This window comes from Pelosinus sp. sgz500959 (genome assembly GCF_042610375.1).
Taxonomy (GTDB): domain Bacteria; phylum Bacillota; class Negativicutes; order DSM-13327; family DSM-13327; genus CTSoil-075.
This window is the reverse complement of record NZ_JBGJZL010000002.1, coordinates 281,086-300,680: the sequence shown is the minus strand read 5'-3', so window position 1 is coordinate 300,680 and position 19,595 is coordinate 281,086. Positions and strand designations below refer to the sequence as shown.

19 protein-coding genes are annotated in these 19,595 nt (G+C 36.0%); 14 read left to right on the top strand and 5 right to left on the bottom strand.

Annotated features, from left to right (window positions below; all coding sequences use genetic code 11):
• Window positions 1-170 precede the first annotated feature (170 nt).
• The 4 genes from ACAN52_RS04110 (at window position 171) to ACAN52_RS04095 (ending at window position 3,531) form a co-directional block, all read left to right on the top strand.
• A complete protein-coding gene (locus tag ACAN52_RS04110) occupies window positions 171-620 on the top strand; it encodes a MarR family winged helix-turn-helix transcriptional regulator (RefSeq protein ID WP_378952654.1) in 450 nt (149 codons plus the stop codon).
• Between the two features lie 103 nt (window positions 621-723).
• Window positions 724-1,830 (top strand): NADH:flavin oxidoreductase, encoded by a 1,107-nt coding sequence (locus ACAN52_RS04105; RefSeq protein WP_378952651.1) that lies wholly within the window; start codon window positions 724-726, stop codon window positions 1,828-1,830.
• A gap of 388 nt (window positions 1,831-2,218) precedes the next feature.
• Entirely contained in the window at window positions 2,219-3,079 is an 861-nt protein-coding gene (locus tag ACAN52_RS04100) for a response regulator (RefSeq protein WP_378952648.1), read from the top strand.
• Window positions 3,070-3,531, top strand: a complete 462-nt coding sequence (locus tag ACAN52_RS04095; RefSeq protein ID WP_378952641.1) for a chemotaxis protein CheX — start codon at window positions 3,070-3,072, stop codon at window positions 3,529-3,531. Before ACAN52_RS04100 ends, ACAN52_RS04095 begins: the two co-directional genes overlap by 10 nt.
• 80 nt (window positions 3,532-3,611) lie before the next feature.
• On the opposite strand, the gene ACAN52_RS04090 is transcribed toward ACAN52_RS04095, so the two are convergent.
• Window positions 3,612-3,785: a hypothetical protein gene (locus ACAN52_RS04090; RefSeq protein WP_378952638.1), complete on the bottom strand. Its 174-nt coding sequence runs from the start codon at window positions 3,783-3,785 to the stop codon at window positions 3,612-3,614.
• A 310-nt stretch (window positions 3,786-4,095) separates the two neighbouring features.
• On the opposite strand from ACAN52_RS04090, the gene mtnK reads away from it, so the two are divergent.
• A complete protein-coding gene (gene mtnK, locus ACAN52_RS04085) occupies window positions 4,096-5,331 on the top strand; it encodes an S-methyl-5-thioribose kinase (RefSeq protein WP_378952636.1) in 1,236 nt (411 codons plus the stop codon).
• Between the two features lie 317 nt (window positions 5,332-5,648).
• A complete protein-coding gene (larC, locus tag ACAN52_RS04080; RefSeq protein ID WP_378952633.1) occupies window positions 5,649-6,386 on the top strand; it encodes a nickel pincer cofactor biosynthesis protein LarC in 738 nt (245 codons plus the stop codon).
• 337 nt (window positions 6,387-6,723) lie between these two features.
• On the opposite strand, the gene ACAN52_RS04075 is transcribed toward larC, so the two are convergent.
• Window positions 6,724-7,989: a GHKL domain-containing protein gene (locus ACAN52_RS04075; RefSeq protein WP_378952630.1), complete on the bottom strand. Its 1,266-nt coding sequence runs from the start codon at window positions 7,987-7,989 to the stop codon at window positions 6,724-6,726.
• 214 nt (window positions 7,990-8,203) lie between these two features.
• Here ACAN52_RS04075 and ACAN52_RS04070 point away from each other — a divergent pair, with 214 nt between their 5' ends.
• The gene (locus ACAN52_RS04070; protein WP_378952627.1) at window positions 8,204-8,926 is read left to right on the top strand and encodes a LytR/AlgR family response regulator transcription factor; all 723 of its coding nucleotides are present in this window, start codon (window positions 8,204-8,206) and stop codon (window positions 8,924-8,926) included.
• A 246-nt stretch (window positions 8,927-9,172) separates the two neighbouring features.
• Entirely contained in the window at window positions 9,173-9,421 is a 249-nt protein-coding gene (locus tag ACAN52_RS04065) for a hypothetical protein (RefSeq protein ID WP_378952624.1), read from the top strand.
• Between the two features lie 332 nt (window positions 9,422-9,753).
• Here the strand turns inward: ACAN52_RS04065 and ACAN52_RS04060 are convergent, their stop codons facing one another.
• The gene (locus ACAN52_RS04060; protein WP_378952621.1) at window positions 9,754-11,046 is read right to left on the bottom strand and encodes an SGNH/GDSL hydrolase family protein; all 1,293 of its coding nucleotides are present in this window, start codon (window positions 11,044-11,046) and stop codon (window positions 9,754-9,756) included.
• Between the two features lie 312 nt (window positions 11,047-11,358).
• Entirely contained in the window at window positions 11,359-12,219 is an 861-nt protein-coding gene (locus ACAN52_RS04055) for a LysR family transcriptional regulator (protein ID WP_378952618.1), read from the bottom strand.
• A gap of 262 nt (window positions 12,220-12,481) precedes the next feature.
• Here ACAN52_RS04055 and citD point away from each other — a divergent pair, with 262 nt between their 5' ends.
• Genes citD through citF form a run of 3 tightly spaced genes read left to right on the top strand, consistent with a single transcriptional unit; the run spans window position 12,482 to window position 15,227 of the window.
• Window positions 12,482-12,754 carry a citrate lyase acyl carrier protein gene (gene citD, locus ACAN52_RS04050; protein ID WP_378952615.1) on the top strand — a complete coding sequence of 91 codons (273 nt, stop codon included), beginning with the start codon at window positions 12,482-12,484 and terminating at the stop codon, window positions 12,752-12,754.
• 14 nt (window positions 12,755-12,768) lie between these two features.
• Window positions 12,769-13,680: an HpcH/HpaI aldolase/citrate lyase family protein gene (locus ACAN52_RS04045; protein ID WP_378952612.1), complete on the top strand. Its 912-nt coding sequence runs from the start codon at window positions 12,769-12,771 to the stop codon at window positions 13,678-13,680.
• Complete coding sequence (gene citF, locus ACAN52_RS04040) at window positions 13,680-15,227, top strand: citrate lyase subunit alpha (RefSeq protein ID WP_378952609.1); 1,548 nt, start codon at window positions 13,680-13,682, stop codon at window positions 15,225-15,227. Before ACAN52_RS04045 ends, citF begins: the two co-directional genes overlap by 1 nt.
• Window positions 15,228-15,370: 143 nt before the next feature.
• On the opposite strand, the gene ACAN52_RS04035 is transcribed toward citF, so the two are convergent.
• On the bottom strand, window positions 15,371-16,246 hold the full coding sequence (locus tag ACAN52_RS04035) for a hypothetical protein (protein WP_378952606.1): 876 nt from the start codon (window positions 16,244-16,246) through the stop codon (window positions 15,371-15,373).
• A 242-nt stretch (window positions 16,247-16,488) separates the two neighbouring features.
• Here ACAN52_RS04035 and ACAN52_RS04030 point away from each other — a divergent pair, with 242 nt between their 5' ends.
• The 3 genes from ACAN52_RS04030 to lexA all read left to right on the top strand — a co-directional run bounded on the left by ACAN52_RS04030 (window position 16,489) and on the right by lexA (window position 19,506).
• Complete coding sequence (locus tag ACAN52_RS04030; protein ID WP_378952603.1) at window positions 16,489-17,442, top strand: site-specific integrase; 954 nt, start codon at window positions 16,489-16,491, stop codon at window positions 17,440-17,442.
• 137 nt (window positions 17,443-17,579) lie between these two features.
• The gene (locus ACAN52_RS04025; protein WP_378952600.1) at window positions 17,580-18,626 is read left to right on the top strand and encodes a GIY-YIG nuclease family protein; all 1,047 of its coding nucleotides are present in this window, start codon (window positions 17,580-17,582) and stop codon (window positions 18,624-18,626) included.
• A 259-nt stretch (window positions 18,627-18,885) separates the two neighbouring features.
• Entirely contained in the window at window positions 18,886-19,506 is a 621-nt protein-coding gene (gene lexA / locus ACAN52_RS04020; protein WP_378952597.1) for a transcriptional repressor LexA, read from the top strand.
• The last annotated feature ends 89 nt before the right edge of the window (window positions 19,507-19,595 follow it).

The window sequence follows — 19,595 nt, the reverse complement described above, 5'->3', positions numbered from 1 at the left end:
TTTTTAACTACTTTACATATAATACGAACTTTTTGAGAAAATGTCAATACTTAAATGATAAATTTATCAAAGTATCTCATTTTCAGAGAAGATTTTCCAAAATATACTTGACATTTATCTTTCAACACAATAACATATGCATATACATGCAAAGATATGGAGTGATACTAATGCCAGCTCATTCAAAGCAATTAGATATAAAACATATGGCATATTGTGCTTGTGGAAATGTTCGAAAAACAACGCGAACAATTACACAATTTTATGACCGTTACCTGCAATCAACAGGCTTGCGCAGTACCCAATGTTCATTACTAATCAACATTTACTTACACGAAAATATTTCAGTCAGCGAGTTGGGGAGCCGCCTACTGATGGACCAAACCACAGTAACGCGCAATATCAATTTATTGAAGAAACAGGGGTACATTACGATTATTAAAGAAGAAAGTGATGCAAGGAAAAAATCCATCTCCATAACAGATGAAGGTGCGCAAAAAATTGCGGAAGCTATACCATTGTGGGAGCAGGCCCAATTGCAGATCGAACAAGGAATGGGTAAAGAACGATTTCATGACTTTCTGAAAATGCTGAAAGAGCTTGAGCAAATAGTAGAATAAAATTTTTCTTCTTTTACATGTATATACACATAAAATTTACACACGAATGTTAAATTTTATAACTACTCATATCAATGAATTTTATAAACGAGGAGAGACTTAAATGAAATCATTATTTGACCAAACAGAATTTGCCGGACTCAAGTTAAAAAACAGATTTATCCGATCGGCTACCTATGATGGCGTTGCCGATGAGGGCGGACACGTAACAGAAGAATTATTTCAAATCTATGAGAATTTGGCAAAAGGAGGAGTCGGTACCATTATCACAGGTCTAACCGCTGTGACTGATCGAGAGCAACTTAGCCCGGGTCAGATGGGTATCTATGATGACTCATTTATCACTGAATATAAAAGATTAATTAACGTAATTCACCAACATGATACCAATATTATTGTTCAACTTGCCAGTCTCGGTTCCCAAAATTCCCCTAGCGAAACCACTGGTAAGGTCGTGTGGGGCCCCAGTGCAGTAGAAGACTCTAACTATAAAGTCACGCCGCAAGAGATGACTCTAGAAGACATATCCTTCTTACAAACAGCTTTTGCTGACGCTGCACTCCGCGCTCAAAAAGCAGGATTTGATGGCATCCAACTCCATGCGGCCCATGGCTACTTATTAAGTAAATTTTTAACGCCTTATTATAATCGCCGCACTGATAACTATGGTGGCACTATTGAGAATCGGGCTAGAATGATTTTTGAAACATATCAAGCCATCAGAGAAAAAGTAGGACCAACATATCCAATTTTGATTAAAATCAACAGCGATGATTTTATGGATGACGGCATGAGTTTTGAAGAATGTAAATATGTATGCCAAAAGCTAACAGCATTAGGAATCAATGCAGTTGAAATAAGTGGCGGCAGTCCTTCATCCCGACTCAACGAAGGTGTTGTTCGAGGGATAAAGGCCCCTGAGCAAGAAGAATATTTTAAGCGCTACGCTGCAGAAATAGGACAAGAAATTCATGTACCAGTTATCGCCGTAGGTGGAAATCGAGAATTCACATCCATAACTAAACTGATTAATGAACTGCCTATTGAATATATTGCCCTCTCCAGACCGCTGATTTGCGAAAGTGATTTAATTAAACGCTGGCAAGATGGGGATATGAAATCTGCAAAATGCGTTTCCTGTAACAAATGTTTCCGTCGCGGTGGAACGCTCTGTATTTTCAATCGTCGAAAGCAATCCGCCCCACAATAATACACTTACAAAAATCTAATCTTAAGAAAAATACAGTACTCCAACAAGTTTCTCTTGTGGGAGTACTGTATTTTTTTTAAGACAAAATTAAATGTATTTGATGATTAACTATTAAGATAATTAAACGAAATTTTCATCTTATTAAATTAAAATAATTAGGTAGATCTGAATAAAAATATTAAAAATTAAAAGGAATTGGCTCGAAAAAGCGCGAATTCATATAGAAATATAATTTGTAATAATTATTTAAATCAAATGTAAAAGGAGTGTTAAACATTATGTGAAAAACAAACATTATAATCGACATTCCAGGTTGCTATGTATCTATTCAAATTTAAATATATTGAATTTTTAAAATATATCTGTTTTATTTAAAGGAGTGAAGTAAATGAGTATTAAAGTGATGGTTATGGATGACTCTCCGTTTTCCAGAATGATGATTTCAGAAGCGTTATCGGAAAATGGATACGAAGTTGTCGGCGAGGTAGATACATTAGAGGATTTAATTGAAACATACACAACTTGCAAGCCAGACATTGTAACGATGGATATAGCAATGCCAGGGGCTGATGGGTTTGAGTGCAGTCGAGAACTTCGTATACATGATCCCAAAGCCAAAATAATACTTGTTAGTTCCATGAAAGATGAAGAGACGGAAGCTGAAGCTAAACGCATTGGAGTTTCTGGCTATGTGCAAAAGCCAGTGGATGCTGAAACTTTGGTTAAAGTCATTACTAATATCATGTCACCTGATTCTCTTTATGAACAATTGATTGAAAGAGGACTCGAAACCTTCAAAGAAGCTCTTGCCCAAAACGTCACACGTATGGCTAAAACACCAATAACCTTTACAGCAATCGAAAATAACGATGCTCCTTACATATCCCAAGGGATTACAACTGTAATTGGTATTATTGGACAATCATCAGGTTCAATGATTATGGATCTATCTGTTGAGTCTGCAGAAAAAATAGCGGAAGCAATTCTAAAACGTCCTTCAAAAAGTCGAGAAGAGGTATTAGCAATGGTATCGGAACTTGCTAATATCATTGCAGGGATTGCTTGTTCTATGCTCAATAAAAAGGATAAAGCTTTTGGTTTACGCGTATCTCCTCCTAGTTTATTCCACGGTAATACAGCAGAAATTGTAAGTCCAAGCGTCAAAATTCAAAAAGCTATTGCTGAAACTGATTTTGGAAGTATATTTTTGGGTGTTGGGTTTAAAAAGGGGTCGGTATTATGGATGTAAAACTTATTAATCCAATCCTATCTGCTTTTGGTGAGATCATTCCACAAATCGGTTTCCAAACCATCGAAAAAAAGAGTCTTTCAGTAGTAGGATCTACTTTCAAATATGACGGAATATTGATTAGTCTCTCCGTAGTGGGTCCAATCAAAGGCGTCATTATGATTGGCATGGATGTTGATTCTGCAAAACGTTTTGCGTCGAGAATGATGATGGGAATGGAAGTTCTCGAATTTGACCAACTGGCACAGAGTGCAGTTTCAGAAATGGGTAACATGGTTTGTGCCAATGCTTGTACCCAGTATAGTAAAAGCGGTATAGCTGGCCTTGATATCTCACCTCCAATTCTTATGATTGCTCAGGGGGGGCAAGCTACTTTGTCAGTACCTAAAACAATTGTCATTCATTTTTTAGTAGATGATATTGAAATTAAAGTATATGTAGGACTCGTTTAGTATCTAAATTAGCTCAAGACTTACAAGAAATGATGAAAATGAAAAGGTTATTGCTAGTGATGCAGCAATAACCTTTTCATTTAACTGGGGAAAATCATATTATCATAGATTGTATCATCATGGAGTTTCTGTGGAGTAGTTCCTTCTTCATCATGAGTAGCACTGTAATCATGATGATCCATCGTTACATCACGGTTAGAAAGTGATGGTTGATGATCATCCATTATTGTTTTAGTATCTTTTTGATCAGCCATACTATAAATCCCTCCTGAAAAATAGTAACTATAAGTAGTATTTCATTAATGCTCATAACTATACAAATCATATTCTTTTGTCACTCTTCATGGTAGGAAAAGAATGAATGAGTAATAAAATGCAAAAACTCATGCAGTAATTCAATCATAAAATTGCTGCATGAGTTTTGCTTTTGATAATCAGTTATTTTTTGCTCTAACATAGCATTGATATAAGGCTTTAGTCTGTTGCCATTTACAATGCGGATCTTTAACTTTATTATAATATATAAGTTTGCTTATTTATAACAAAGAGGAAGAAGGTTACTTTGTGGATACATATAAAGTATTGACTCCTGCAGAAGCGATAAGCTATATACGTACATACATTACTCTGTTTCCGAAAGAGGATGAATTGGTTGCAAAACAAGTATCTGGAAACAGTCCTAGTGTGGATGGATACGTAAATGTGATTATAGCCATTCAATCAGTAAAAAATAATAAATCTGTTATTTTAAAGCAGGTAATGCCACATCTCAAAAGTTCTACAGGCAATAAAGTATATAAACTAATACCGTTAGATAGAATCAAGGCAGAGGTTGACTCGATTAAATGTTGGGATATGATTTGCCCCAATTCTGTGCCTAAAATTTATGTATGGGATGATGTACATAAAATCATTATAATGGAAGATTTAAGCAGATTAAAAATAATGAGTTCAGAATTGTTGAAAAGAAAAAAATTCCCTAAATTGCCTAAGCAACTAGGAACATTCTTGGGAAAAACCGCATTTTATACATCGGATTTATTTTTAACCCACAAGGAGAAAATCAATCTTAAAAATAGGTTTACTACCTGCAATATAAAATATTTATGGGATGATTTTATGTTTATGGGCGCTATTTTAGATAATAGTAATTATCACATGAATATAAATATACAAAAAGATGTAGCTACTTTTTGTAGCAATCGAAAGATAAGGCAAGAGGTTATCCAATTAAGAGATATTTATGTGAACAAGATGCAATGTTTAATCCATTCTGATTTCCATACATCTAATATTTTTATAGATTATAATGAAATGAAAGTATTTGACACCGAGTATGCTACATATGGGCCAATATCTTTTGATATCGGCAGAATACTCGGCAGTATTATTTTGACCTATGCTTCCTTACTTGGTCTAGATGACATATCCGAAAGTGAAAAAAAGGATTACCATGAGTATTTATTGGAAATGATAGAAGGGATTTACCAAGAGTTCAGCGATACATTTCATAAGGCATGGGTACAGCATTCTAATAAAAGCAATAATTATCAGACATATTACAATCAATTTTACAGAAAATCCATACTAAAAGAAACCATAGGCTTCATTGCTTGTTCTTCCATAAGTCGCATCTATGATGAAGGATTACCTTTTGATTTTAGAAGGATTGATGATCTAGAAAAACGAGGAATTGGGCAGAAATTTATTATAAAGTTAGCAGAACAGTTACTTTTATATGGCAAACAAATTAATGAAATTAAAGAACTTACAGGACTCATTAAAGCGTTACAAGTATGATACTTTCACAAAGCTTTGCTCCCCGTGATAACAATGAGATAATAGCTTACAAGAAATAAAATATAAAAATGCAGTCAACTTTCGTGTAGGTTGGCTGCATTTTTATATTATAGTTTTTGTGCCTACGTATATATTTTACTTAATATAATAAAGGAAAATGAATCTAAGATATAGAAATTTACATAGTTAGCATAAAAAACACAGAACAAATTTAAATTGTTCAGGGCGGTAACATATATATCGTGGTGATCCAAGTTGACTTGTAAATGGTAAAAATAGCTGACGAGTAGCGTCAATTCAATTATTGAGGTGAACAAATGACAACAATTTATTTAGACTGTTTTTCAGGCATTAGCGGAAATATGATGATAGGTGCTTTGATTGATGCCGGCCTACCTTTCGAATACCTACAGACGGAGCTTAGTAAGCTACCGATTTCTTCCTATAGACTCATTAATAAAAGAGTAACAAAAAAAGGGATAAGTGCTAACTATTTTAATGTAGAGTTAAAAAGATCATGGTTTCAAAAATCAAGGAACCTCTATAATGTCCGTGATATTATTAATAACAGCAGTGTATCCGAATCCGTAAAACAGGGTGCGATTTCCGTCTTTTCTATATTGGCTGAAGCAGAGGCTAAGGTCCATGGGATACCTGTTGATAGAGTCCACTTTCATGAGGTTGGTGCAGTCGATTGTATCATAGACATTGTGGGGACTTTTATTGGTCTTGAATATCTAGGTATAAAAAATGTACAGGCTTCGCCTCTTCACGCTGGAGGTGGATTCGTAAAATGCCAACATGGGCGTATGCCTGTTCCTGCTCCAGCGACAGCTGAGTTACTTAAAGGTATTCCATTCTATACAGGGGATATTAAACGCGAATTGGTTACCCCTACTGGTGCAGCTATCGTAGCAACGTTAGCAAAATCTTTCGGACACGTATCTAAAGAGCTAAAGGTTAATAAAATTGCTTATGGTGCAGGTACAATGGATCTTGAAATTCCAAACGTTCTAAGGATTTATTTAGGAGATTTAGAAAGTAGTGGGGTGTGAGGCTGAGTTTTGTATATAGCCTAAGTCTTTTAAAAATTAAACCACTCATTATCTACCTTTGTAGGAGATAATGAGTGGTTTATACTGTTTAATACTGTTCATTCAATCAATACAAAAGATTATAGGGAAAGTCAACTTGCAGCGTGGGCACCGCAAGTTACTGAAATCAATCTTGTGATATGGGATAAAACGCTGAGATGCAGGGTACGATACTTTTTGTCATTTTAATAAATCGACACCGTGGTGTTTTATCTGTAAATATTATCTCATAATGGAACAAGAGACCAGTTAATGACATACACCTGCCCCTATATTCCTTTTGGGTAGATGTAAGGATTTATGAAGTTTTTAGAGAGATAGACACTTCAAAAATCTGTTGATCAAAGGAAATCATGCAATGCCCTTGGTATTTAGCTGCTAGTGTTTTCACACTAAAAAGACCGATTCCGTTGCCATTACCCTTTTTAGAAGAGATAAAAGCATCATCCTGATACTGAACGAGACCATTGAATGAATTCGTAATCTTAATGACAAGATATCCCTTGCTTATTTTGGCTTTTATGTCGATGAAACGCGGCTTTCCATCGATCATCTTACCGCAGGCTTCGATGGCATTTTCCAAACCGTTACCGATAACAACGCACAAATCCAAATCATTGATGCCTAAATTGTCAGGTATATGAAGATTGGCGACAAAGTTGATTTTTTGTTGATTCGCTAGCTTTAAGTAATAACAGATAAGCGCATCGGCAGATTGGTTTTGGCATACTGTAGGGATAGAACTGTCGTCATAGGAATGACAGAGCTTGTTCAAATATTCTTGCGCGGTAGCAACATCTTTTTTGCCTAAAAACTCCGAGATTGTCACTAGATGATGACGCATGTCGTGGCGAGTTGCTTTGGCCATAGTAATACTGTCATTTAGATTACGATAGTGATCACGTTGCAAAGTCAATTGTTTCTCAAGCTGTTGGTGACGCTTAGTTTGTGTGATGGATATGGCGATTAGGTAATAGGAAATGAAAATAATGATAGTAGATAGTACTAAGGGAATAAAAGCAGACAACAGATACTTTCTTTGTACACCATAGAAAGCCAATAATAGAAAAGAAAAAAACGGAAATAATGTAAAAATACGATTTTTGTGATTAATAATTTCAAGAATGTTTTTAATATGGGGCGTTATATGTTTTCTCATTAATGGTATAAAGGATAGTTCTAGCAATTGACCTATCAAAATCAAACCGCCAACCATATGGTCAAATACTAATTGCTCTAAAAATAAACAGAAAAGAAAATTAAATTGGGACAAAGAAATAACCATAAAAACAACAAAAAATTTAGTATGAATTGTTTCCTTAAAAACTAGGGTAATAGGAACTAAATACAATAAAACCAGTATATAACCAATTAAAAAAGGGTCGAGCCCCATTGGAGTTAAAAAGTCACGCAAGAAAAAGTGAGTAATCACTGTACTAGCAAAGGCTATCGTCTGAAGCCACAAAGGACGTTTTGATGTTAAGAAGGAATAAGTAAGCAAAATATTCGATATTGCAAAGACAACTCTGCTTAAATGAAATAAAATCAGCGTAGATTCGGACATACAACCTCCCAAAATCCTATGGTAAAGCATAGAGTAGTGCTACATTAAAAAGAAGGACTATCCATAATTATGTAGAATATACAAAATATAGTTCGACATAATTCGAAGGTTTTCCTTCTTATAGGATAACTGCATATTGCGAGTGGTATCGAAGGATTCACAGTCAATAGGACAATTGCTCGCAGACTACCATTAAGGTTGTGAGGGGAGTTTAATGATAAGCATTGGGGTTTGTGACGATAATCATACAGATAGAACTCAAGTATGTAATGCCATAGAAGACTATATACAAACTCATCGTATCGACGGGAAAGTTTTCGTTTTTGATTGTGCTGAAAAGTTAATCTCTGCCATAGGGGATAAAAAATTACATTTTGATATTATCTTCCTAGATATAATTATGGGTGACATGGATGGCATGACTTGCGCGCGGTGGATTCGCCAGCAGGATAAACTGATCCAGATTATATTTTTAACCAGTTCTACAGATTATGTTTATGAGGGCTATGAGGTCAATGCCACAGCTTATTTGGTCAAACCTGTAAATATGAAAAAGTTAACTGTTGCATTGGACAAAACAATTGCCGAAATTAAAGATGTAATGAAAGAAAGCATAGCGATTAGCAGAGGTGGCGTAACACAGCGAATACTGACAACGGATATCCTTTATCTAGAAAGTCAAAAAAATAAGGTTAATATTGTTCTAGCACGGACAAAAGAAAGAATCGCTGTTTACACTACCCTGGATGAATTCGTACAGTATCATCAATCAAAAATGTGGATACGGTCTCATAAAAGTTATGTTGTCAATTTTTTATATATTGAGCAATACGTTAGTGATAAGTTTATACTGAGAGATGGTACAGTCATACCAATTAGTAGGATACATAAGGAAAAGGCTAGAGAGTGTTTTTTCATTCTACTGCATAATCAATAGAAGATATTTTGCCATGTGTCAATACGATACATGGTTTTTTATATTTCGTCAATTTTATCGAAAAAATTGCTAAATTTCCTTATTTGATTAAAAATTTATGTAGTTTTTGTATAATATTGTTAGATACAGTCATCTAGATGGAATCGTGATGACTTTTTGATGATTGAACTTTATACAGATGAAGTTCAATCATCTAGAGCAAGACAAGAGAAATTGGCAGATAAATAGCTAAAGGATGGTATTATTATGGAAATCATATCTGAGTTAGAACAATTCCTCAATCGTGCAGAATCGGTCAAAGGTAATGACGTAGGATTGGTTGATATCCTTACCGAGTTAGAAGTAAAATACAATATTCCCACGTTAGTTGATAACTTAGAAGAGTGGGAAGAAAATAATCCAGATGCAGATCGTATTCGTAAAGCTTACATGTTAATTTTATCATTTAGAAGTGCTAAAGCAAATGAGTTGGATGCTGTTCTTCGACCTATTTGACTACTGAATAATCAATTTACAAGATTGTAGACCACCTCCACCATTTAAATTTTGATTTTCACAAACAATTCTTGAAATGCTGGCTAAAAAATAGAGTCGTGAAATTAAAATGCTCCCCTTGTGGTTTATTCCGTTAGGGTATTTGTGGTACGCTCAACTTGGCACTATATCAGATAAGCCCAATTATTTGATATAGTGCTTTTTCAATTCAGCATGTGATAATTATTATTAGATATCCTAGCAGAAGATAATTTTTCAACTGCCGGGATATCTAATATATAATTTGAAATGCTCTTGTCGAGTATATATTGTATAGTATACAAGAGGTGATCCTAATAGGAGACAACTGAAGGATTATCAAAAGTAAGAAGGAATCGAATTACAGCATCCGCTATTACCTTTTTACCTGAGATATCAGGATGTAAGCCATCTTGTGAATACATAGTTGGCAGAAACCCTCTATTATCACTTAATAAAGGATTAACATCAATTACATATTGTTGTTCTTTTAGAAAAGTATTGACGATAGCGGTTTGGCTCTGCCAATCTTCAACAGAGGGCTTATGAAAGACTCGTTCAATTCTGTCTGGATTGATCGGTGGAATCGTTAAAAAAATTGGAGTTATGTCATTTTGCTTACATTTATTGATTAATCGTTGGAATTGCTTAATTACATCCTCGGCCTTCGTTCCGCCTCTTATACTGTTACCACTTTCAAGTATAAAAAGATACTTAGGATGAAATGGCAAAACGTCACTATTGAAACGTTCAACTAACGATTCAACGCTGTCGCCGCTTCTCCCCAAGTTTTTAATTTCATACGGTAGGTACGATGAGTAATCAAATCTAATATCTGAAGGTGAATTCGATATAGCTCCTCCACCATGAGTAATACTGTCACCAAAAACTGCCCACGTATAATGCTTTATCGAAATATGGAAAGGAATAGCATCTGAGTAAGTACCTATCGGGGAATCGTCTTTATTAAGTGCAATGACTCTCCAGTAATAGGTACCTTCATCGACATAAGCATGTGTGTCATAACAATCAAATCCTTCATCCACGGTGTAACTATATATTTGTTTTTTTGAGGGGGTAACTCCATTCGGGTTTTCAGGAACGCCCTTAGTAACCTCAACAACATAATGCTCAGCTCCGAGTACTGGGATCCAAGAATATGTCGGGTAAAGTGGTACTGGCCGATTCGTATTAAAAAGAGCTGTTGGCTGTGGCTTAGTAGGATTTAATTGCCCACTTGATAAGGGCATAGGTTCAGAAAAGGTCGCGAGAGGCTTCCTGTCTAAATCTAAGGGTCTAACTCTATAATATGTCTTATCAATATGCTGAATCGGAAGGGGATTTAAGTCTAATTCAATGCCAGGAGTAAAAATACCCACTGTATGGTAGATGATCTCTTCAGCTGGTACGGAATCACTTGGCTTATAAGGTTTGGTCGTGATCTCCATTTCATAAGCAACGGCATCTTCGCTATTTTTCCATGCAAGATAGATCTTATTGGTCTGAACTACAGAAACACTCGATGTTACGGAAGAATTTAATGTTAAGGTAAAACTAAATAGTAAGGTAATACTAATCAGCAAAATTATAAATTTAGTAACTTTCATAGAAATCTCCAATCTAAGTAGATAATTCGTATACAGCAATAAAATGATATTACTGAAGTTGCAAAAAAAGGCTCTATTATATATAATACACTAGATTTTGGGACAAAAGGAGATGGTTTGAGAAATATCGTTTTTCTGCTTGCTGATCCTAACACAAGGACGAGGGGACGGTAGACTGTGTGAAAAGTAGTTTTATACAAAAAGAAAATCAGTACTTTTATGCAAGTACTATCTAATGGTAAAGGCCTCCGACGTTGTATCACCAACGAGGAGGCCTTTACCATTTTCTTTATGAAATCCTTATAAATATTTCTAAAATTTATAACCTTTAACAAAATTAACAAAAGCATGAATGATCTTTGTTTCCAAGGATTCTTTTTGAAAATGCATCCAGGTATTTCGTAAAACGTGTATTCCTTTTTTATCTCTTATATAAATTTTATAAATACCTGGTATCTCATTTACAATTCTATCAGGCAATATGGCGTAACCCAAACCATTTATGACCATTTCCTTGCATGTATCAACATTATTTACAGTCATACTGATTAAGGGGGGTCTTGAGTAATTCTCTCTCCACCAATTATCAAGTAAAGTCTGAATTGTATTTTCCGTTCGATAATCGATTTTAGGGAGATTAGGCAGATCCTTCAGATGTATTTCGTCCATTGATGCAAGACAGATTGGCTCTGTAAAGAGTAGAACTTTTTCATCTCGCCAGCTATAGTCTCCCCTTACAAAACCTACGTGTATTTCTTGATTGTAGACTAAGTTAAGTATGTCTTTACTCCAAGAAGTAGTCACTTTTAATTCAACATTGGGGTATTTATCTTTAAATAATTTGAGCAAACAGGGCAACTGATATTTAGTCACATAATTTGATGCGCCTAAACGTAAAGTGCCTGTCATTTCACTGCCAATATTGGCAACACGTTCTTTTATCTTATGTAGGTCGGCTAATGCGCTTTCAGCACAATGTGCTAAGTATTCACCTTCTGGGGTAAAGAAAACGCCTTTGTTACCTCGATGTACTATTTTTACACCAAATTCTTCTTCGATTTGGCGCAAACGTACGGTAAGTACGGGCTGGGATATAAATAAGCTATTGGCAGTTTTAGTAATGTTTTTTTCTTCAAACAGTACTTTTATAATAAGCCAATCCCGATATTCCATGAACACAAACCTCCTAAAAAACGTGATCTGCATGATTTATTTTCAAGAAAGAGATGATTGTTTGGCATCTTAATTGCAGCATTTTTGCGATACAAAATTCATATGGCTGAACATAGATAAGATATATTTTAAAGATTCTCTATATTCTACTATACTCTAATCATTAGTAGAAACACGCTAAGATCGATGATTTTTTTTGCAAAAATAGCTAGATTGAATCTGATATAGTGTGTAGTTCTACAGCAATGGGAGGGAATTATTGATGACTAAGCTACTGAAAACAGGACAAGCTGGAACCGTAGAATCGACAGATATTTTTGTTGCCATATCTCCAGCCGATCCAGGGACGGGAGTAAAAATTGAATTAGTTAGTCCTACGATGCAGCAGTATGGAGAACACATTATAAATCTGATTACGAAGATTCTTACGGAACAAGATATTTTTGATGCAGTAGTTCATGCCAACGAAAAAGGAGCTATGGACTATACGATTGAGGCCCGAGTAAAAACCGCGATTGCACGAGCTATTGTATAAAAGGAGGAGACAATATGAAAAAGGATAAACTTCGTCGGACGGTCATGTATGCAGCCGGTAATAATCCTGGGCTATTGCAAAATGCAGGGATATATGGAGCGGATAGCGTTATCTTTGATGTTGAGGATTCTGTATCCGTTATGGAAAAAGATAGTGCTAGACAGCTTGTTTATCATGCTCTAAAAAAACTTAAGTTTTCATGTGAAATAGGGGTGCGCATCAATCATATCAGTACTCCTTGGGGATATCAAGACTTAGAATACCTTTTACCTGCCAAACCAGATTACATTCGCCTGCCAAAAGGGGAAAACGGAGATGAGATAAAAGATATTGACAGAATCATCACTAAAGCAGAAAAAGAGTATGGTTTTGAACCGGGATCAATTAAGATTATGGTTTCTATCGAAAGTCCTAAAGGCTTGCGCAACGCCTATGAAATTGCCTCGGCCAGTCCTAGAATGATCGCCATTGCCATTGGTGGTGAGGATTTTGCCGCATCACTGAAGACGGAAAAAACCAGAGGAAATATTATCACTGGCGGCAGAGAACTCTTTGTGGCGAGAAGTATGATTGTACTTGCTGCTAGAGAAGCTGGTATTCAAGCCATTGATTCTGTATTTTCTGATTTACGCGATGAAGAGACCTTACTTAATGAAGTTGCTATGGTTAAGGAACTAGGCTTTGATGGTAAATCTTGTGTAAATCCTCGCCAAATTGATATTATCCATAGTATCTTTACTCCTTCGATGAAAGAAATTGATTACGCCCAGAGAGTATTTGCTGTTTTCCAAGAGGCCTTAGAAAAGAATACAGGGGTTATCGCTTTAGATGGAAAAATGATTGATATGCCTATGGTAATTAGAGCGCAACGCGTTTTAGACCTTGCGACAGCAACCGGTATCTACCAAAAGGAGGAGGGGATCTAATGATAAATGCAGCAATCCGAGAAATTCCAGCCAGTCTGAAAGGCTATAAAGAAATAATACCTTATGCTGGAGCATTTGCTACCCAGCCACCAGCCGGTATTCGCAAAGCAGGATCGCTACTAAAAGCCGTATATCCAGGTACGAATAAATTATTACAATCCATTGAGGAAGCAATTGATGCCTCTGGTTTGAAAGATGGTATGACCATATCCTTCCATCATGGTTTACGTAATGGTGACTATGTGATGAATATGGTGATGAAGGCGATTGCCGGGAGAGGCATTAAAGGCTTAACCTTAGCTCCTAGTTCTTTTTTAGATGCCAATGATGAGTTAATCCCTTTATTTAAAGAAGGGGTTATTGTAGCGGCTCAGACCAGCGGTTTGCGAAATAAATTAGGACATTTTTTGACTACTAATAAAATGGAAAAGCCGACGATTATCCGTACTCATGGCGGGCGTGTGCGCGCACTGGAAAGTGGAGAATTTAAAATTGATGTTGCCTTTATCGCTGCACCAACTTGCGATACTTATGGCAATATTAATGGTGTTCAAGGACCAACCGCTTGTGGTTCCATGGGCTATGCTATGGTAGATGCTCGTATGGCGGATACCGTGGTAGCGATTACTGACCATCTTGTAGACCATCCCATTTGCCCCGTAAGCATTCCCCAATACCAAGTAGATTATATTGTAAAAGTAGACTGCATCGGCAATCCAGCAGGTATTTCCTCTGGTGCATTACGCCTTACCAACAATCCACGTGATCTTATCATTGCCAAAATGGCAGCTCGCGTCATGGAGTATGGGGGATTTTTTAAAGATGGATTTGGCATGCAACTTGGGGCAGGTGCAGCTTCGGTGGCTACTGGTAAATACCTAAGAGATGTTATGCTGAGGGATAAAATTACGGCTAATTTTGCAATCGGTGGGATACCTGGTTCATTTTGTGATTTATTAGATGAAGGTCTTATCAAGACAATTTTTGATGTTCAGACTTTTGATGCTCGGGCTATTGAGTCCATACGAAACAACCCTAGGCATCAAGAGTATGATTGCACTTTTTATGCGAATCCTTGGAATAAAGGACCAATGGTAAATAAACTTGATTATGTAGTTCTAGGAGCTACGGAGGTAGATGTTAATTTCAATGTCAATGTCATTACGGATTCTAATGGTATTATGATGGGAGCTCTTGGCGGTCACCCAGATGCATCGGCTGGAGCTAAATGTACCATTATCGTAGCGCCACTTCTACGCGGACGTTTGCCGATGGTCACGGATGCTGTGCAAACCATTTCTACCCCAGGTGAAACGGTAGATGTAATCGTTACCGACCGTGGCGTCGCTGTCAATCCTAAACGCCAAGATTTGATTGAAAATCTGAAGGGTTCAGGTTTGCCGTTAATGACGATTGAAGCACTTCGCGACATGGCCTATGACCTTGGCGGAAAACCAGCACCACTCAAAGTCAGTGATGAAGTGGTAGCCGTTGTAGAATATCGTGACGGCACAGTATTGGACGTCATTAGACGACCTTTAGTGTAAAACTTTAATCTCAAATCACAGTTTTAATTTTAGAGAGTCCCTTTTAAAGAACTCATTTGAAATTTGAACAAAAACAGGTAGAGAAATTTTCATTTTCTACCTGTTTTTGTTTATTTATTTTGTTTATTTAATTGGGCAAAAAATTATTGTTCACCTTTTTTTTGATCGGGTATAGGGTTACTCGCTAGTATAATTTGAGCAATGCGCTCTCGTTCTGTGGCGAGTTGATCTCTCAGCCTTACGATTTCATCTTGTAGATTCTCTCGTTTAACTAAAGATTCCTGTTGTGCTAATAAAATGGCATTTTGTTTATCTAACTCGCTGTGACGTTGTTGATCTTCGAGGGAACGTTTAGTATTTTCTCGTTCTTTTTCTAATTGGTTTTTCAAAGAGATAATTTCTTGTATTGCATTAGTTAATTCCATGTTTTTTTGATCCAGCTCCATAATGGCTTGTTCAGCTTTTTTCCTATTTAAAGTGGCATTTGCTTCTAGTTCAGTCATTCGCTCTTGTGTTTGCTTGAGGGTCTGTTCTGTTAAACTAGCAATCTTCACAGCTTGTCGTTGGCTTTCTTCAGCCATTTCTTTTTGTTCTTTTAAATCCGCAAGTTCTAAGGCATTTTTCTGATTATCTTGCACTGATTTATCTGAAATTTCTTTCATTTGATTAGTAATCTCTTCAACTTCTTTTTTGGCTGCCGTTTGTATATCGACCAATTTAGCTTTTACAGCTACTAATTCCTCTTGTACAGCCGCCATATCATGAGTGTGATCTTCTTCTACATCCTTCCGGCTCTTCGCTAGACCTATGTAAATTTCTTCGATTCGTGCTAAATGGTTTTTGAGTTGATTGAGTTCCCTGATATCGCTTAAGGACTCCCGACTTCGCGTTGCTTCATAATTCGTCAACATTGCCGCAAGAAAATTCCCAGCCGTCATTTCACTCTCTGCAATCTTTTTTTGCAATAAATCTCGTTGTTCACTATCAATTTTTACCGAATAATTAACGATTTCGCTCATTTTACCAACACCTCTACAAAAGTACGACTTTTAGAATACTTTAAATAATTATTTTTATAAGTAATCTTTAGTATACAAGAATACTTATAGTATACTTCAAAGAAAGAAAATAAGCAAATTATATATTTATTTGAGAAAATATTGATAAAAATAGAAAAAAACGTTATAATATATAAAAAAACATTACCTTCGATAATAGAAAGTTATCGAAGGTAATGTTGAGAGAGGGGTAGAGTAGAATTGTGAGTGATATTATAGTTAAAAAAGAGTGTGAGGTAGATTTTTCTACTGAAAAAGCAAAAAAGTATATATTACATGCGAAAGCTGATAATACGATCAAATCTTATAAGGCGGATTGGAAAGATTTTGTATCATATTGCCGTGAGCGCGATGTAGCTTATTTGGCGGCAGATGTAAACACCGTAATTAATTACGTAGCTGAGATGGCAGACACTAAGAAAGTATCAACCATTGTTAGGCGTTTGAGTTCCATTAGCCAGGCTCACCAAGCAGCTGATTGCGGAAGTCCTACCTTTTCCTTTGGTGTAAAGGCTGTAATCAAGGGTATTAAAAAAACAAAAGGCACGCTTCCTAATAAAAAAAAGGCTGCCGTCATTGAAGATATTAGAATGATGGTCGATACTTTGGGTGGTAGCTTAACCGACATTAGAGATCGAGCGTTGATTTTGATTGGTTTTGCAGGAGCATTCCGTCGTTCGGAACTAGTAGCTATTACTATAAATGATCTTGAATTCACTCGAGATGGCCTTACTATAATGTTAAAACATAGTAAAACGGATCAAGAGGGACAAGGGTATAAAAAAGGTATCCCTTATGGCAGCAATCCAGAAACCTGCCCCGTGCGTTCGTTGCAAGATTGGCTAAATCAATCGAAAATTAGCGAAGGGGCGATATTTCGAAGTGTAAATAAATCTGGGAGAGTTGGTAAGAAGGGATTGTGCGATAATACGGTTGCTGTAATTGTAAAAAAACTCGTAAAAGCAGCAGGTTTAGATGAGCGAAAATATTCTGGGCACAGTCTGCGTTCGGGCTTAATTACTACAGCTGCGAATCGAGGGGTCGATGAAAGAAGTATAATGAAACAATCAGGACATAAAAGCTTAACGGTTATGCGTTCTTATATTCAAGATGCGACCTTATTTAAGAATAATGCAGCAACAAATGTAGGTTTGTAAAGATGAAGAATATCCGTTTTTCTATTTGTATTTTCTTCTTCAGGGGTAGTCAGCCGATATTTTGATCACTTAGCTCTTTTTCCTCAACTTTAAATAATTACGGTTAAAATAAATTGTTAAAGGATGACTTCTTTCTTATGCATACGATATCTAGTAAAGAATTTTGTGAGGATTTAAAGAATCAAGGATTAATGCATTGCTCTAACTGTGGAACTGCTAAATATGAAAAAAATTTTAGAGGAAGTTTCTGTCTTGAATGCTCTTCCAAGGATATGGATAGGAATTACTATGCACTTGCTAAAGAAAAACGTGCGGAAAAATATAAGCAAAAATCTAATGCTAATGATTATGTTGTTTATAAGTTTATTGACGATAATAATCAAATAATATATGTAGGTAAAACTATACGGTTGCCAGCTAGAATGGTGCAGCACTTTAAAGCAGACAGTCATTTAACAGATGAGTGTTATGATAATGTTAAATATATTTTTTATTCTTCTCTTAAAACAAAAGTAGAGATGGATATATATGAAATTTATTTAATAGATAAATTTCGGCCGCAATATAATATAAAATCGCTTTATGAACAAGAAGAAATTTCGAGTATTGTTTTACCAGAATTAGTTTGGAAAAAATACCATAATGAAAGCTTAAGCTTACACGAAAAAAATACTACACCTAATAAAAAAACGGCAGCAGTGGTTGAAGATATCCGAGCTATGGTTAATACCTTAGGAGATAGTTTAATTGATATTAGAGATCGCGCTTTGATATTAATTGGTTTTGCGGCAGGTGTTCGTCGTTCTGAGTTGGTGGCTATCATGATGGATGACATTGAATTTAATTGTGATGGCCTGACCATTACGATGCAGAATAGCAAAACTGACCAGAACGGTCAAGGGAATAAAAAAAGCATTTACTATGGCAGTCATCTGGAAACTTGTCCTGTACGTTCGCTACAAGAATGGCTAAAAGCAGCAAAAATTGAATCAGGTCCCCTCTTTCGACGTATAAATAGACATGGACAAGTTGGCGAAAGAGTACTAGGAGATCAATCCGTTGCTTTAATTGTAAAAAAATTAGCAAAAGCTGCGGGTTTAGATGAAAAAAAATATTCTGGTGATAGTTTGCGATCAGGCTTAATAACAACGGCTGCCAATAGAGGTCTAAATGTCGGTTTGTAAAAAACGACATCCATATTGAGCCTATACGCCATTTAAATTAAGTTGTGGATGGTTTACTATGCAGGGTGTAAAAATATTGCCTTACAGGGCAAATAGTATAATAAAAAATGAATTGACTGAAGCTTTTTTTACATATGTGCACTGATTCTTAAAAGTTGCAAACATGGACGAACGAGCGTTTGCTATTTTTCCTAATAGTTGGTATAATAATATTGATATCATTGTACGAATATATATAAATTACTTAGGAGATGACATTGTGAATAAAGAGGCTTTATTGACGACTAGGCAAAAGCAAATTTTAACCTATATTAAGGATATGTTGCGTGCTAAAGGTTATCCACCCTCTGTACGGGAAATCGGTACAGCAGTCGGTTTACGTTCGAGTTCAACTGTGCATAGCCATTTAATCAAACTTGAAGAAATAGGACTTCTGCGTCGCGATCCTACCAAACCCAGAGCCATCGAAGTATTGGATGAATCATTGTGGCGGCAAGAGCATTTTGCACCCATTCCATTGGTAGGTCGCGTCACTGCTGGTCAACCTATTTTAGCAATTGAAAATATTGAAGAAACCTATCCTCTGCCTACATCTCTGATCGGAAATGGTGAAGATGTATTTATGCTAACAGTACAAGGCGATAGTATGATCAATGCCGGTATCTTAGATGGAGATTATGTATTGGTACGCAAACAAGCTATGGCCAATAATAGTGATATCGTAGTTGCACTCATCGATAAAGAGGAAGCAACTGTAAAACGTTTCTTTAAAGAAAAGGATCGCATTCGTTTGCAACCCGAAAATGATGGCATGTTACCTATTTATTCCCGCAATGTATCAATTCTAGGCAAAGTCATTGGTGTATTTCGCATGATATAGGTCGTTATGATAAGCTCTGTTAAAGATAAAGAAAAAACTCGATTTATTCTACCCTTTGGGTCAGGTATAAGCCGAGTTTTTTCTTATTC